Source organism: Gammaproteobacteria bacterium (genome assembly GCA_029862005.1).
Taxonomy (GTDB): domain Bacteria; phylum Pseudomonadota; class Gammaproteobacteria.
On sequence record JAOTYD010000001.1, the window covers coordinates 203,400 to 218,903 of the forward strand.

Annotated in this window: 13 protein-coding genes; all 13 read left to right on the forward strand. The window is 57.0% G+C overall.

Features of this window, described 5'->3' with window-relative positions; translation table 11 throughout:
• Positions 1-18 precede the first annotated feature (18 nt).
• Complete coding sequence (uraH, locus tag OES20_01005; GenBank protein MDH3633259.1) at positions 19-369, forward strand: hydroxyisourate hydrolase; 351 nt, start codon at positions 19-21, stop codon at positions 367-369.
• Positions 369-1,823: a xanthine dehydrogenase small subunit gene (gene xdhA / locus OES20_01010; GenBank protein ID MDH3633260.1), complete on the forward strand. Its 1,455-nt coding sequence runs from the start codon at positions 369-371 to the stop codon at positions 1,821-1,823. Before uraH ends, xdhA begins: the two co-directional genes overlap by 1 nt.
• A complete protein-coding gene (xdhB, locus tag OES20_01015; GenBank protein MDH3633261.1) occupies positions 1,823-4,144 on the forward strand; it encodes a xanthine dehydrogenase molybdopterin binding subunit in 2,322 nt (773 codons plus the stop codon). The genes xdhA and xdhB overlap by 1 nt, the downstream gene beginning before the upstream one ends.
• Positions 4,141-4,992: a xanthine dehydrogenase accessory protein XdhC gene (xdhC, locus tag OES20_01020; protein MDH3633262.1), complete on the forward strand. Its 852-nt coding sequence runs from the start codon at positions 4,141-4,143 to the stop codon at positions 4,990-4,992. Before xdhB ends, xdhC begins: the two co-directional genes overlap by 4 nt.
• Entirely contained in the window at positions 4,989-6,545 is a 1,557-nt protein-coding gene (locus tag OES20_01025; protein MDH3633263.1) for an ABC transporter ATP-binding protein, read from the forward strand. Before xdhC ends, OES20_01025 begins: the two co-directional genes overlap by 4 nt.
• Positions 6,538-7,602 (forward strand): ABC transporter permease, encoded by a 1,065-nt coding sequence (locus OES20_01030; protein ID MDH3633264.1) that lies wholly within the window; start codon positions 6,538-6,540, stop codon positions 7,600-7,602. Before OES20_01025 ends, OES20_01030 begins: the two co-directional genes overlap by 8 nt.
• Positions 7,602-8,534: an ABC transporter permease gene (locus OES20_01035; GenBank protein ID MDH3633265.1), complete on the forward strand. Its 933-nt coding sequence runs from the start codon at positions 7,602-7,604 to the stop codon at positions 8,532-8,534. The genes OES20_01030 and OES20_01035 overlap by 1 nt, the downstream gene beginning before the upstream one ends.
• 159 nt (positions 8,535-8,693) lie before the next feature.
• Complete coding sequence (locus OES20_01040) at positions 8,694-9,710, forward strand: BMP family ABC transporter substrate-binding protein (GenBank protein MDH3633266.1); 1,017 nt, start codon at positions 8,694-8,696, stop codon at positions 9,708-9,710.
• A gap of 62 nt (positions 9,711-9,772) precedes the next feature.
• On the forward strand, positions 9,773-10,963 hold the full coding sequence (locus OES20_01045) for a urate hydroxylase PuuD (GenBank protein ID MDH3633267.1): 1,191 nt from the start codon (positions 9,773-9,775) through the stop codon (positions 10,961-10,963).
• Between the two features lie 16 nt (positions 10,964-10,979).
• A complete protein-coding gene (guaD, locus tag OES20_01050) occupies positions 10,980-12,311 on the forward strand; it encodes a guanine deaminase (protein ID MDH3633268.1) in 1,332 nt (443 codons plus the stop codon).
• Positions 12,311-13,729: an 8-oxoguanine deaminase gene (locus OES20_01055; GenBank protein ID MDH3633269.1), complete on the forward strand. Its 1,419-nt coding sequence runs from the start codon at positions 12,311-12,313 to the stop codon at positions 13,727-13,729. The genes guaD and OES20_01055 overlap by 1 nt, the downstream gene beginning before the upstream one ends.
• A complete protein-coding gene (gene alc, locus OES20_01060) occupies positions 13,722-14,717 on the forward strand; it encodes an allantoicase (GenBank protein ID MDH3633270.1) in 996 nt (331 codons plus the stop codon). The genes OES20_01055 and alc overlap by 8 nt, the downstream gene beginning before the upstream one ends.
• Entirely contained in the window at positions 14,710-15,207 is a 498-nt protein-coding gene (locus OES20_01065; GenBank protein ID MDH3633271.1) for an ureidoglycolate lyase, read from the forward strand. Before alc ends, OES20_01065 begins: the two co-directional genes overlap by 8 nt.
• Positions 15,208-15,504: the final 297 nt, after the last annotated feature.

A 15,504-nucleotide genomic window follows, 5' to 3' on the forward strand; every position in this document is an offset into this window, starting at 1 on the left:
CTACTGAGGGGTGTAGATATGGGGAGGCTGACAACGCATGTTCTGGATACCGCGCACGGCTGTCCGGCTGGTGGCGTTGAAATCGTAATTTACCGGGTCAATCCAGAGCGGCAGGAACTGGGTCGCGACAGTACCAATGCCGATGGGCGACTGGATAAGCCGATCCTCGAAGCCGATGCATTTGTTCCCGGTATCTACGAACTGGTTTTCCACGCCGGGCAGTACTTTCGAAATCGGAATGCTGATTTACCTGAGCCGCCCTTCGTCGATGAAGTGGTGCTTCGTTTTGGTATTGCCGATTCCGGGCAGCACTACCACGTACCCTTGCTGGTTTCCCCGTGGGCTTACTCGACTTACCGGGGATCCTAGTGGATTCGGTCCGTTTTTTTCTCGATGGCAAGTTGATCGAAATCGATGAGATCGAACCGACGCGCACGGTACTGCAGTATCTGCGCGAAGACTTGCGGCGCACGGGCAGCAAGGAAGGCTGTGCCGAGGGGGATTGTGGTGCCTGCACCGTCGTGGTTGCTGAACTGATAGACGATGAACTTAATTACCGCGCGGTCAATGCCTGCATTCAGTTTTTACCAACCCTTGACGGTAAGGCCCTGTTTACAGTCGAGTCGTTGAAGGCGGCGGATGGCAGCCTGCATCCCGTGCAGCAGAGCATGGTCGATTGCCACGGTTCGCAGTGCGGTTTCTGCACGCCGGGCTTCATCATGTCGATGTTTGCGTTGTACAAAAATAATGCCAGTCCCAGCCGCGATGAAATCGACGATGCATTGTCCGGTAACCTTTGCCGATGTACCGGTTATCGGCCCATCGTCGAGGCCTGTGTGCGCATGTACGTCTACCCGACGCCGCGAAACCAGGATCGGCAGCTGCGTAAACAGCTGCTTGGTATGCGGCGCAAAGCCGGCCTGTCTCTGGAACTCGAACAGGCGCAGTATCATGCGCCGGCCAGCCTGGATGAGCTCGCAAACCTTTACCAGCAAACGCCCGAGGCCCTGATTCTCGCCGGCGGCACCGATGTCGGTCTGTGGGTAACCAAGCAGCTGCGGGAATTGCCGGTGGTTATCTACCTCGGTAATGTCGCGGAGCTCAGGCAGGTCAGGTCAGACCAGGGCAACCTCGAGGTGGGCGCTGCGGTGACACTGAGCGATGCCGGTGATGCTATTTGCGCGCAATACCCGGAATTTACCGAAATGTTCCGTCGCTTTGCGTCGGTGCCGGTGCGCAATGCGGGCACCCTGGTTGGCAATATCGCCAACGGTTCGCCGATCGGCGATTCGATGCCGGCGCTGATCACGATTAAAACCTGGGTCAGGTTGCGCCACGGTAAAGCAGTGCGTGAAATGGCGCTCGAAGACCTGTATGTCGATTACATGCAAAACGCGTTGCAGCCGGGTGAATTTATCGAGGCCATCGAGATTCCACCGCGGGATGATCAGCTCAAGCTACGCTGTTACAAGCTCAGCAAACGTTTCGACCAGGATATATCGGCGGTCTGTGCTGCTTTCGCACTGCGACTCGATGGTGATACCGTTAGCGAAATTCGCATCGCCCTGGGCGGCATGGCCGCGATCCCGAAACGCGCCCTGTTAACCGAAAAACTACTCACTGGTGGAAACTGGGACGAGCCATCGGTACGCGCGGCGATGCAGAAGTTCGCCGAGGATTTTGCGCCGTTGTCAGACATGCGCGCAAGCGCCGGCTATCGCGGTCGTGCCACGGCCAACCTGCTGTACCGGTTTTACCTCGAAACCCGATCGCAGCAGGCGCTCGAGCCTTCTGCAGTTAACGTTTTCGCGGTGACGGGTTAATGGAAGACCGGGTCATACAGCAGGCCAGGGAAACCGCGCCTGGCATTTCCATTCCGCACGAATCGGCGGCGCTGCATGTTGCCGGTGAAGCTACTTACGTCGACGATATCCCGGAACTTGCAGGTACCCGTTATATTGCGCTGGGTTTGAGCTCGCAGGCGCATGCCAGGATCAAATCCATCGACCTGGAGGCGGTGCAATCGGCACCCGGTGTGGTTGCGGTCATCGTTGCCGACGATATTCCCGGTCACAACGACTGTGGCCCCATTATTCACGATGACCCGATTCTCGCCGATGGCCTGGTGCAGTTTATCGGGCAACCGATATTTGCCGCGGTAGCGACTTCGTACATCGAGGCGCGCAAGGCGGTCGGCCTGGCCAGTATCGAGTACGAGCCTTTGCCGGCGGTGCTCGATGTCGCCACGGGCAAACAACAGCAATCCTGGGTGCTGCCACCGATGCGGTTACGACGCGGTGATGCCGAACAGGCATTGAAGTCGGCGCCGCACCGGATGCAGGGCCAGATTTCAGTTGGCGGCCAGGAACAGTTTTATCTCGAGGGACAGATTTCCTACGTCGCCCCGAAAGAGGACGGTTGTTTCCATTTGTGGTGCTCGACGCAACACCCCACCGAAATGCAGCAGGTTGTCGCCCATGCGCTCGACATCGATTTTAACCAGGTGGTGGTCGAAATGCGCCGCATGGGTGGCGGATTCGGCGGCAAGGAATCGCAGTCGGCGATCTTTGCCTGCATTGCCTCGGTCGCTGCTTATCGTCTTCATTGCCCGATAAAGCTGCGTCTTGATCGTGATGACGACATGTTGATAACCGGGAAACGCCATGGCTTCGAGTTTGAATACGACGTGGGTTACGACGATGATGGCCTGATCCACGGGGCTAAAGTCGAAATGGCGGCACAGGCCGGGTTTTCGGCAGACCTGACCGGGCCGGTCGTCACGCGCGCGGTGTGTCATTTTGACAATGCTTACTACCTCGGCGATGTCGCCATCGATGCTTACAGCGTTAAAACCAATACCCAGTCCAATACCGCGTTTCGCGGTTTCGGCGGCCCGCAGGGTGCGATCGCGATCGAATATATCATCGATAATATTGCGCGTGAGCTTGGCCAGGATCCGCAGGCAGTGCGCAAGGTCAATTTTTACGGGCAGGATGAGCGTAACACCACGCCCTACGGCCAACTGGTCAGGGATAACGTTATCCATGAACTGGTTGCCGAGCTCGAAACCAGCAGCGATTATGATGCGCGCCGCGAGGCGGTAGCCATGTTTAACCGCGGCAGCCCGGTGCTGCGTAAAGGCCTCGCGTTATCGCCGGTTAAATTCGGTATTTCGTTTAACGTGGTCCACTTCAACCAGGCGGGTGCGCTGGTTCATATCTATACCGACGGTACCGTGCTGGTCAATCATGGCGGTACCGAAATGGGACAGGGCCTGCACACCAAGGTGTCACAGGTGGTCGCGCTCGAGCTTGGCATCGATATCGAGCGGGTACGCGCCACCGCCAACGATACCAGCAAGGTGGCCAATACCTCGGCCACCGCTGCCTCGACTGGCAGCGATCTCAACGGCAAGGCGGCGCAGAACGCCGCCCGCCAGATTCGTAACCGCCTGGCCGGATTTGTCGCCGAACAGCATGGGGCCAACTTATCCGAAGTCGAGTTTGCCGATAACATCGTCAGCTGGGGCTCCGGGCAGATTTCGTTCCAGGAACTGGTGGTACAGGCCTACCAGAATCGGGTGCAGCTCTGGTCCGACGGATTTTACAAGACGCCCGGACTTAACTGGGACCGAGACGCGATGCAGGGCAGCCCGTTTTATTACTTTGCATACGGCGCTGCGGTTTCGGAAGTGATTGTCGATACGCTGACCGGCGAATGGAAGTTGCTGCAGGCCGATATTCTGCACGACGCCGGTAACTCGATAAACCCGGCAATCGATATCGGCCAGATCGAAGGCGCCTATATCCAGGGCATGGGCTGGCTGACCAGCGAAGAACTCTGCTGGAACGAACAGGGCAGGCTCACGACGCATGCACCTTCCACTTACAAGATTCCAACTATCACCGATTGCCCGCAAAATTTCACTACAAGGCTGTACCAGAACCACAACGTCGAAGACACGATACTGCGCTCCAAGGCGGTGGGTGAACCGCCGCTGCTGCTGCCTTTCTCGGTGTTTTTCGCGATTCGCGATGCGATCGCAAGCCTCGCCGATAACCGCATCAATCCGCCGCTACGGGCGCCCGCGACCCCGGAAGCAATTCTTGATGCAATCGATGCGGTTCGCTCGGAGGCGAAATGACCGACTGGCAGGATAGCGTGATCGAACTGCAGCTCAATCAGACCCCGGCGGTGCTGGTGAGTGTCGATTCGATTGTCGGTTCGGCGCCGCGCGAACCGGGCGCAAAAATGATCGTCACGGCCGAACGCCTGTACGGCACGATTGGCGGCGGTAATCTCGAATTTCAGGCCTGTCGTATTGCACGAGATCAACTCCAGCGCGGCGCCGATGACGGAGTCCAGCGCTTTCCGCTCGGTGCGGGCCTCGGGCAGTGTTGCGGTGGACTGGTAAACCTGATGTTCGAGTGGCTCACCGAAAACAGTGACTGGGACAGCATCGCGAGCGAGGAAGAACCTGTTGAACTTTACCTGTTCGGTGGGGGACACGTCGGACAGGCAGTGGTCCGGGCGCTACAAGATCTGCCGATAAAGATCAGCTGGATCGATACTCGCGACGATGTGCTGCCGCAGCAGGCGCAGCGGGGCATCACCACGATCTGTACCGATACCCCGGAAGCGGAAATCGATGCCGCGGCAGCGGGAAGTTATTTCCTGGTGATGACGCACGATCATGGGCTCGATCAGCGTCTGTGCGAGCAGATTCTCAAGCGTGACGATTTTACCTACTTTGGATTAATCGGTTCCCGGTCGAAACGTCGCAACTTCGAAACCCGCCTGCAGCGTCGTGGAATTTCTGATGAAAAGTTAAAACGTATGACCTGCCCGATCGGTGTTGACGGAATCAGCAGCAAGCAACCGGCCCAGATCGCGATTTCGGTTGCTGCCGAAATCCTGCAGGTATACGATCGTGCGCATAACGATAAGCAAACCAATAATAAATCATCCTACCAGGCAGGGGGGAGAGCATGACGTCCAGCACGGATGCCGATCACACACCAAGGCTCGAGCTGCACGGGATTACCAAGATCTATCCGTCGGTAATCGCCAATGAAGACGTGTCCCTGGCGGTAAAACGTGGCGAGATTCATGCGGTGCTGGGCGAAAATGGCGCGGGCAAATCGACATTGATGAAAATGATTTACGGCGTTGCCAAGCCCGACGCCGGCGAAATGAAATGGGAAGGCGAAGTGGTTCAGGTCGAGAACCCGGCGCATGCCAGGAGTCTTGGCATTGGTATGGTGTTCCAGCATTTCTCGCTGTTCGAAACCCTGAACGTGGTAGAGAACGTGGCCCTGGCATTACCCGGTAATCCTGATTTGAAGCAGCTTGCCGGGCAGATTACCGAGGTCTCCAATCGTTACGGTCTGCCGGTCGATCCCCAGCGCCTGGTGCACGCGCTTTCGGTAGGTGAGCGGCAACGGGTCGAGATCATCCGTTGCCTGCTGCAGAATCCGAAGTTGCTGATCATGGACGAACCCACTTCAGTATTAACGCCGCAGGCGGTACGTAAACTGTTCGATACCCTGCGACAACTGGCCGCCGAGGGCTGCAGTATTCTCTATATCAGCCATAAGCTGGACGAAATTCAGGAGCTCTGCCACGTGGCCACGGTATTACGCGATGGCAAGGTAACCGGCGACTGTATTCCGTCCGAGGAAACTCCGAAATCGATGGCGAGCCTGATGATCGGCAAGGAACTGCCGGTTCCCGAGCATAGTGCGCCGACGGAACTCGGTGAAATCCGCCTGCAGCTAAGCCGCTTGTCGAAGACATCGGACGATCCTTTCGGTACCGATTTACAGGATATCAATCTCGAGGTGCGCTCGGGGGAAATCCTCGGTATCGCCGGGGTATCGGGTAACGGGCAACAGGAGTTGCTGTACGCACTCTCGGGCGAGGAGCCGGTTAGCGATGCGGGTGCGATCACGATTTGTGGTAAGCCATCGGGTCGGGATCTACCCGACCTGCGTCGCAGCAGTGGCATGGGTTTCGTTCCCGAAGAGCGTCTTGGGAGAGGCGCGGTACCCCGCATGTCGCTGACCGAGAATGCGTTACTGACCGCGCATCGCTCGGGAATGCTGAGACACGGCATGATCCAGTTCGACAAGATCTCGGCATTTGCCGGCAAATGCATCGATGGCTTCAACGTCAAGTGTGGTGGTGTCGAACATGCCGCAAACTCGCTTTCAGGCGGTAATCTGCAGAAATTCATCATGGGTCGCGAGATCTTGTTAACCCCGAAACTGCTGGTAGTGGCGCAACCGACCTGGGGTGTCGATGTCGGTGCCGCCGCGTTTATACGCCAGGCATTAATCGACCTGCGCAACGAGGGCACGGCGATCCTCGTCATTTCGGAAGAACTCGAGGAACTGTTCGAAATTTCGGATCGCATCGCGGTCATCGCCAATGGCCGCCTCTCGCCGGTAAAGAAACTCGCCGATACCAACATCGATGAAATCGGGGTCTGGATGAGCGGCATGTGGGATCAGTCGACAGCCGTGGGGGCCGTGGCACGTGATTAGGCTCGAGCGGCGTCCGGAGGCTTCGCAGATGATGTCGTATGCCTCACCGTTAATCGCAATCGTGCTGATGCTGATCGGTGGTTTGCTGCTGTTTACTTTCCTTGGCAAAAACCCGCTCGAGGGATTCAAGGTCTTCTTCATCAATCCCATCAGTGATTTGTATGGAATATCAGAACTGCTGCTCAAGGCGACACCGTTGATGTTAATCGCTGTCGGGCTCGCGGTCGGATTTCGCGCCAATGTCTGGAACATCGGCGCCGAGGGTCAGCTCATTTTAGGCGGCGTTGCGGCCAGCGCCGTGGCGCTTTACTTTCACGAGTCGGAAGGTGCGCACGTGTTGATCCTGATGGTGATCGCGGGCGCTATCGGCGGGATGCTGTGGGCAGCGATTCCGGCTTTTTTGAAAACAAGGTTCAATACCAATGAAATCCTGGTGTCATTAATGCTGGTGTACGTCGCCCAGCTGCTGGTTTCGTGGCTGGTGCACGGACCGATGATGGACCCGGACGGATTTAATTTTCCGCAGTCCCGAATGTTTGAAGATCCGGCCCTGTTGCCACTGCTGAGTGACGAAAACAGGCTCAATCTTGCCTTCGTTTTTGCCATCGGCGCCTTACTGGCGGGATATATATTCATGTATCGCAGCTTCACCGGCTTCCAGATGCAGGTCGCGGGCTACGCGAAAGATGCAGCGCGCTACGCCGGATTTTCGGCCAGGCGCATGGTCTGGATCGGCTTGTTAAGTGGTGGCGGGATGGCCGGACTCGCCGGTATGTCCGAAGTCGCCGGCCCGATGGGGCAGCTCACCGAGCACGTATCGAATGATTACGGCTTTGCCGCAATTATCGTTGCCTTCGTCGCGCGCCTGAACCCCGTCGGCATATTCTTCGCAAGCCTGTTAATGGCCCTGCTCTACCTCGGTGGTGAACAGGCACAGCAATATCTGGCCCTGCCGTCATCGATATCCAACGTATTCCAGGGCATGTTGCTGATGTTCCTGCTGGGTTCGGACGTCTTCATCAACTACCGCGTACGCTGGACGGAGGCCCCGGCCTGATGGATGGCTCAATCATCAGTTCGATCCTGTTCGCGACCATCGTTGCCGGAACGCCGTTGATTATCGTTGCGCTGGGGCAGCTGATCGCCGAGAAGTCCGGGGTATTGAACCTGGGTGCGGAAGGCATGATGGCGATGGGTGCGATTGCGGGATTCGCGGTGACCCTGCACAGCGGCAATCCGTGGCTGGGTGTGCTTGCCGGCATGGCCGCCGGAGCCGCCATGTCGTTCATTTTTGCCGTTGTGGTGTTGAGCCTGATGGCTAACCAGGTTGCCAGCGGGCTGGCGTTGTCGATTCTTGGCGTCGGTCTCTCGGCCTTTATCGGTAAACCCTACGAGTCAGAAATTTTGCCGACCGTGGGGGCCATTCGTATTCCGCTGCTCGCCGACCTGCCGATTATCGGCGAACCGTTGTTTAATCAGCAGGCACTGGTTTACTTTTCCTGGGCGTTATTCGCCGGGATTGCCTGGTTTCTGTATCGCAGCCGTCCCGGCCTGGTGTTGCGCGCGGTAGGTGAATCACCGTCGTCGGCACACTCGATCGGTTACCACGCGATTAAAATTCGTTACCTGGCAACGCTTTTCGGAGGCGCGATGGCGGGTATCGGTGGCGCCTTCCTGTCGGTGTTTTACACGCCGCTGTGGGTCGAGGGCATGGTATCGGGCCGTGGCTGGATTGCGATAGCGCTGGTCGTGTTTGCCACCTGGCGCCCGTTCCGGGTACTGGTCGGGGCCTACCTTTTTGGTGGCGTCATGGTGGCGCAGCTATTCGTGCAGGGTTCGGGGCTCGAGATCAACATTCCGTCGCAATTTCTATCGGCGCTGCCTTATCTGGCGACGATCGTGGTACTGGTAATCATTTCGCGCGACCGGAACACGGTGCGCCTGAACGCGCCGGTATCCCTGGGGCAGCCCTATAGACCGGAGGCCTGAGAGTTCGCCTTCAGCATGCGTTAATTAATGAAAGATTATAAACAGGGGTTGCAAAACCCGAAAACATCAACCTTAAACAAGTAACCCCGGGAGGGTTTGGAAATGACACTAACAAAGATAACCATTAAACAAATCGCCATTGCGGTGCTCGCATTTGCAATGACGACTGCGAGCCAGGCAGCCGACAACAATATCGGTTTTGTTTACGTGAGTCCGATCGGTGATGCCGGCTGGACTTACCAGCATGATCTCGGGCGATTGCAGCTCGAAAAGGAAATGGGCGTCACTACCAGTTACGTCGAGAACGTGGCCGAGGGGGCCGACGCCGAACGCGTGATTCGTGAAATGGCCAAACGCGGTGACAAGGTCATCTTTGCGACCAGCTTCGGCTACATGAATTATGCGCTCAAGGTATCCAAGCAATTCAAGAATACCGCTTTCGTGCACGCCACCGGCTACAAGCTCGGTAAAAACATGGGCCTGGTCAATGCGCGGTTTTACGAGGGCCGTTACCTGACCGGCGTCATTGCCGGTGAAATGACCCGGTCGAACGTGCTGGGTTACGTTGCCGCATTTCCGATTCCGGAAGTACTGCAAGGCATTAACGCGTTCATCAAGGGTGCGCGTAGCGTTAATCCCGAGGCCGAACTGCGTGTGATCTGGGTGAATTCATGGTACGACCCCGGCAAGGAGCGCCAGGCGGCGATTACCCTGATTTCGCAGGGTGTCGATGTCGTCACCCACCATACCGATTCGACCGCGGTGGTGCAGGCAGCTGAAGAGGAGGGCGTGTATGCCTTTGGTTATCACTCTGATATGTCCAAGTATGGTCCCAAGGCACACCTGACCGCGACCACCCACCATTGGGGTGACTTTTATGTCGACACGGTCAAGCAGGTGCTTGCCGGAACCTGGGCTCCCGTCAGTATCTGGGGCGGATATCCGCGCGGCATGATAAAACTGGCGCCATTAAATGACGCTATCCCGGAGCCTTTACAAAACCGTATCAGGAACATGGAAAGGGCTTTGGAGGCGCGCACCTTGCATCCCTTTGCCGGCCCGGTGGTCGACCAGGGCGGAAAAACCATCGTTCCCGAGGGGAGGAACATGACCGATGAAGAACTCAACAAAATGAATTATTACCTCCAGGGAGTGGTCAGCACGATCCCGAACTAGGCGGTACCGGGTAGTGATGTCTTTGTATCACTACCCGGCTTCATCCGGGCTGAAATTCGTTTATGGAAGCATATCTCCTCGACTGGGCTAACCTGTTGCTGCGCTGGCTGCATTTCATCGCCGGCGTTGCCTGGATCGGCGCATCTTTTTACTTTGTCATGCTCGACAGCTCGCTGAGCAAACCGGCGCGCAAACAGGATGAGGAACGCGGGGTCAGCGGTGAGCTGTGGGCGGTACATGGCGGAGGTGTGTACCAGAGCCAGAAGTTCCTGCTCGGGCCGGTGGGCGAGCCGCTGGCGGAAAACCTGCACTGGTCAAAATGGGAAGCTTATACGACCTGGCTGTCGGGCATGGGGTTGCTCGCGGTGGTTTACTGGTTCGGGGCTAAAACCTACCTGATCGATCAACAGGTGATGGCATTGTCGCCAGCCTCGGCGGTCGCAATCAGCATTGGCGTGCTTGGCGGTGGCTGGATTGTTTACAACCTTTTATGCAATGCGCTACGAGGTAAAGACTCGTTACTCGCGGCGATCATATTCGTTTTAGTATCACTGTCGGCCTGGCTGTTGTTTCAACTGTTCAGTGCCAGGGGCGCCTTTCTGCACGTGGGTGCGATGATGGGCACCATCATGGCGGCCAACGTGTTCTTCCAGATTATCCCGGGCCAGAAGCAAGTCGTTGCGCAAATACGCGCGGGTGAAACCCCCGATGCCGAGCCGGGGATCATCGGCAAGCAGCGTTCGGTGCATAACACCTACTTCACGCTACCGGTATTGTTCATCATGATCAGCAATCATTACCCGGTGACCTACAGTCATGAGCATGGCTGGCTGGTGCTGATCACAATCATGTTAGCCGGCGTATTGATCCGACAGTATTTCGTACTGCGTCACAGCCACCAGGCAAGCCTCGCACTGCCGACGATCGCGGTGGTCCTGCTGCTGTCGGTGATCTGGTATCTCAGGCCCGAGGCAATCGAAAGTGACGACTCGAACCGCGTCAGCGAGGCGCAGATCTCGCAGATTATCGACGCCCGCTGCGTCTCCTGCCACGCCAGCCAACCGACCCAGTCGGGATTCGTTGCCGCACCCCTGGGGATCGTGCTGGAATCGCCCGACCTGATCTTGAACCAGGCCGAGCGGATCGCATTCACGGTGCAGACCAGGTATATGCCGATCGGCAACCTGACTGGAATGACCGATCAGGAACGTGCCACGGTTGCCCGCTGGTACGTGCAGATCCAGCAACCATAATTCTCGGGAGGAGAATATGACTGTGGTACCCTCCGCCCTCGACAATGACTCCTGCGATACCGCTATCCGTGCTAGTTTTCTGCATTTCATATCCGATCCGGACAAGTCAGGTGATGCCTTCGAATACCTCGATGACGGCCTGCTGATCCTGAAGCAGGGACGGGTGCAGATGCTGGTCGAGGCGGCCGAATGGATCGATTATTTGCCCGACGGCTCGAACTTTTACGACTATAGCGGCCTGCTTGTCATGCCGGGATTTATCGATACCCATACCCACTATCCGCAAACCGAAATGATTGCAAGTCAAGGTCTGCAGTTACTTGACTGGCTCGAGCAGTACACTTTTCCGACCGAAACCAAGTTCTCTGATCGCGAATATGCCGATAAGATTGCCGGATTCTTCTGCAAAGAAATACTGCGCAACGGCACCACCACGAGCGCGGTATTCGCTACCGTTCACAGCGAATCGGTCGATGCGATATTCGAGGCGGCACAATCCCTGGACCTGTGCCTGATCGCGGGCAAGGTGATGATGGATCGCAATGCCCCTGACAATCTCTGTGATAATGCCGAGGAAAGCTACCGGCAGTGTTCTGAGCTGATAAAACGCTGGCACCTGAACGGGCGCGCATACTATGCCGTTACGCCTCGCTTTGCCCCCTGTTCCAGCCCGGAACAACTGGCGCTTTGCGGACAGTTGCTGGGTGAACATCCCGACCTGTACCTGCAATCGCATGTCGCTGAAAATCGAGACGAGGTCCGCTGGGTTAGCGAACTGTTTCCGCAAAGCCGCAGTTACCTGGACGTTTACGACAGTTTCGGATTGTTGGGTCCGCGCTCGGTTTTTGCGCACTGCATACACCTGGATGAAGCGGACCGTCAACGCATGGGGAGCAGCGGTGCGGCGATTGCCTTTTGCCCCACTTCCAACCTGTTTCTCGGTAGTGGTTTGTTCAGTCTCGATGCGGCCTGTGAACACGATATTCGCGTCGGGGTCGCGACCGATGTCGGCGCTGGCACCAGCTTCAGCATGTTGCAGACCCTCAATGAAGCCTACAAGGTCTGCCAGCTGTCGGGCCAGGATCTGACACCGCTAAAGGCTTTTTACCTGGTGACGTTGGGTGGCGCTGAATCGCTTTATCTTGATCACAGGATTGGTAATTTCAATGCCGGCAAGGAGGCGGATTTCGTCGTCATCGATCTGCGGGCGACCGAGCTGATGCAAAAACGCATGGAGTCCGCGCTGTCGCTGGAAGAGCGCCTGTTTGCTTTGATGATGCTGGGTGACGATCGTTGCATCCAGGCGACCCATGTCCTGGGACAGCGCCGGTACTCGAAGGCCGGGTAATGTCCGTGGTATTGATCGACAATGCGAAGGTCCTGGTTACCATGGACGATGAACGCCGTGAAATAAAAAACGGGGCCATAGTCATTCGTGACAGGATTGTCGATATGCTCGGATCGTCCGGGGAAGTCAGGCGGGAGCTCGAGTCAAAGGGATTGCAGCCGCAACAGTATATCGATGCCAGTGGTTGCATACTCGTGCCGGGACTGGTGAATTGTCATCATCACCTCTACCAGACCCTCACCCGCGGTATTGGAACGGCGGCCGGTAAATCACTGTTTGACTGGCTGCAGACCCTGTACCCGATCTGGGGGGAGATGGATGCCGAGGCAGTTTACCTCAGCGCGAAACTGGGCCTCGCCGAATTGATGTTATCGGGGGCGACCACGGTAGCGGACCACCTGTACCTGTTCCCCAATGATGCCAGGCTCGACGACGAGATTCGCGCCGCGCGCGAACTCGGGGTTCGCTTTCACCCCACCCGCGGCAGTATGAGCCTGGGTCAAAGCCAGGGCGGTCTGCCACCGGATAACGTTTGTGAAGACGAAGCGGATATACTCGCCGATTGCGAGCGTGTTATCCGCGAATTTCACGATCCCGCACCCTGTTCGATGCTGCGTATCGGGCTTGCGCCCTGTTCGCCGTTCAGCGTTACCCCGGAACTGTTGCGTAAAACCGCTGATTTGGCGCGCCGGCATGCGGGCGTCAATCTGCATACGCATCTCGCAGAAACCATCGATGAGAACCGGTTTTGCGAGCAACAGCTCGGCTTGCGCCCGCTGGAATACATGCAGAGTCTCGGCTGGACCGGTGACGATGTCTGGTTTGCCCACATGGTGCATCCGAACCGGGCCGAGATCGAGTTACTGGCCGCGACCGCGAGCGGTGTTTGCCATTGTCCGAGCAGTAACATGATCCTGGCTTCGGGTATCGCGCCGGTGCGTGACCTTTGTGATGCCGGCGTGCGCGTCGGTATCGGCGTCGATGGTTCGGCGAGTAACGATTCCAACCAGCTGCTTGGCGAAGCGCGCCAGGCGATGCTGTTACAGCGCGTCGGCTGGCCCGGTTTCGAATCCAGTGCCGACCGTTTCTCGGCGCGCGAGGCCCTCGAACTTGCAACCCGGGGCGGTGCGGCGGTGCTCGGGCGTGACGATATCGGCAGCCTCGAACCGGGCAAGGCGGCCGATCTCGTGGCATACCGTGTCGATGGTATCCAGCACGCCGGAGCGGGTGGTGACCCGGTGGCGGGTTTACTGACTTGTGCACCGGTACCGGCCTGGCTGGTGGTGATCAATGGCAGGGTGGTGCTCGAGCAGGGCAAAATCACCGGTCTTGATCTGCAATCCCTGGTTTCACAACATAATGCAAAGGCCGAGCAGTTACTGCGAAAGGCCGCCTTTAAAGGTAATCAAGATGACTGAAAAAACACCTGAATATATCAGCCAGTGGATCAACCTGGCGCAACCGCGACTGGGTGCCGAGGTTGTTTCCTGCAGCGATGACTTTTTCGCCGACTGCAGTCGCATGCTGAGCCCGGAGGCACCGGTATTCATCGAAGGCAAGTTTGACGATAACGGCAAGTGGATGGATGGCTGGGAATCCCGCCGCCGCCGTGACGGTGGCTATGACTATGCCGTGGTCAAGCTTGGACTTGCCGGCGAAATCAAGGGTATCGATATCGACACCACGCATTTTACCGGTAACTATCCGCCGGCGGCGTCACTCGATGCCTGTTTCAGCGAAACGGCCCCGGATGAAACCAGTGAATGGATCACGCTGATACCGTCAACCAGCCTGAACGGCGACAGCCACCATTATTTCGAAATAACGAATAGCGAGTGCTTTACACACGTACGCATTAATATCTATCCCGATGGCGGCATTGCGAGGCTGCGGGTGCACGGCAGGGTCATCAGCGACCCGGCACTACTCGATAAATCAGCCATCCATAACCTTGCCGCGGTCGAGCTCGGTGCGCGCGCAATCGCCTGTAACGATGCCCATTTCGGCGCCGTCGAAAACCTGTTGAATCCGGGTAAGGGAGCCAACATGGGCGATGGCTGGGAAACCCGACGTCGGCGCGAACCGGGCAACGACTGGTGTATTATAGAGCTCGGGCATCCCGGCAGCGTGGAACAGGTCATCATCGATACCGCTTTTTTCAAGGGCAATTACCCCGATCGTTGCTCGATCCAGGCGGCGATGGTGGGTACGGATACCGCCATTTCTATCATTACTCAGAGCCAGACCTGGCAAGAGCTATTGCCACCACAGAAACTGGAAATGGACAAGGTGCACGAGTTTGCCGACGAGCTGCAGGCGATTGGACCGGTCAGCCATATCCGCATTAATATATTCCCGGACGGCGGCCTCAGCCGGGTCAGGATTCTCGGTAGAATCGATGCCTGAAGCGCTCACGATTAAGCCCCTGACGAGTGCCGAATTTTCACCTTTCGGCGACGTTGTCGAATTCGAAGGGCACGAATCCTACCCCATCAACGCAGGTATGGCTGACCGTTATCATGCGTTGGCCGATGTCGAACTCAGCGGTGACCAGGCACGCGCGACCATCAGCCTGGTGGAGAGTCGGAAATATGATATGCCGCGCAAGGTCGATCATCTCGAGTATCATCCACTCGGAAGCCAGGCTTTTCTGCCGCTCGATGCCAGTCCTTTCATCGTGGTCGTCACGGCGGCCGCAAGTGAACCGGACCTAGGCAAGCTTGAAGCTTTCGTCACCAACGGACGCCAGGGTATCAACTATCGACGCGGCACCTGGCATCATGTGTTGCTGACTCCTTATGCAGCCATGCGCTTTATCTGCGTCGACCGCAGTGGCCCCGGTAACAACTGCATCGACTTTCACATCCCCGAACCCGAACAGCTCCTGCTCCCCTGACCACCACATTGGTTCCCTGTCGACGTAGAAAGGTAACTATGATCAGGGGCGGAATCGAATTTAACAAATAAGCTGCTGATTTTAGTGATTTATTTGATTCTAGAATACGGATAGTAACAACATATATACCAACAATATTGGGTGGTATTAGCGGACAGCATAGCCTTCGCAGACATCTGTAAGGACCTAATAGAAGTTGTAAAAGCAATGGGATGGACTCCTTCTTCTCGTTAACTGTTAAAGACACTATCAGTTTGGCACATCGATGCCGGTAGAGTGAGGAGGCGTCCATCCCAT

Coding starts and splice junctions, on each gene's coding strand:
- OES20_01040 (MDH3633266.1), top strand. CDS start 8,694: ATGACGACTGCGAGCCAGGCAGCCGACAACAATATCGGTTTTGTTTAC.
- OES20_01065 (MDH3633271.1), top strand. CDS start 14,710: ATGCCTGAAGCGCTCACGATTAAGCCCCTGACGAGTGCCGAATTTTCA.
- alc (MDH3633270.1), top strand. CDS start 13,722: ATGACTGAAAAAACACCTGAATATATCAGCCAGTGGATCAACCTGGCG.
- guaD (MDH3633268.1), top strand. CDS start 10,980: ATGACTGTGGTACCCTCCGCCCTCGACAATGACTCCTGCGATACCGCT.
- OES20_01035 (MDH3633265.1), top strand. CDS start 7,602: ATGGATGGCTCAATCATCAGTTCGATCCTGTTCGCGACCATCGTTGCC.
- xdhC (MDH3633262.1), top strand. CDS start 4,141: ATGACCGACTGGCAGGATAGCGTGATCGAACTGCAGCTCAATCAGACC.
- OES20_01055 (MDH3633269.1), top strand. CDS start 12,311: ATGTCCGTGGTATTGATCGACAATGCGAAGGTCCTGGTTACCATGGAC.
- xdhB (MDH3633261.1), top strand. CDS start 1,823: ATGGAAGACCGGGTCATACAGCAGGCCAGGGAAACCGCGCCTGGCATT.
- OES20_01045 (MDH3633267.1), top strand. CDS start 9,773: ATGGAAGCATATCTCCTCGACTGGGCTAACCTGTTGCTGCGCTGGCTG.
- OES20_01025 (MDH3633263.1), top strand. CDS start 4,989: ATGACGTCCAGCACGGATGCCGATCACACACCAAGGCTCGAGCTGCAC.
- uraH (MDH3633259.1), top strand. CDS start 19: ATGGGGAGGCTGACAACGCATGTTCTGGATACCGCGCACGGCTGTCCG.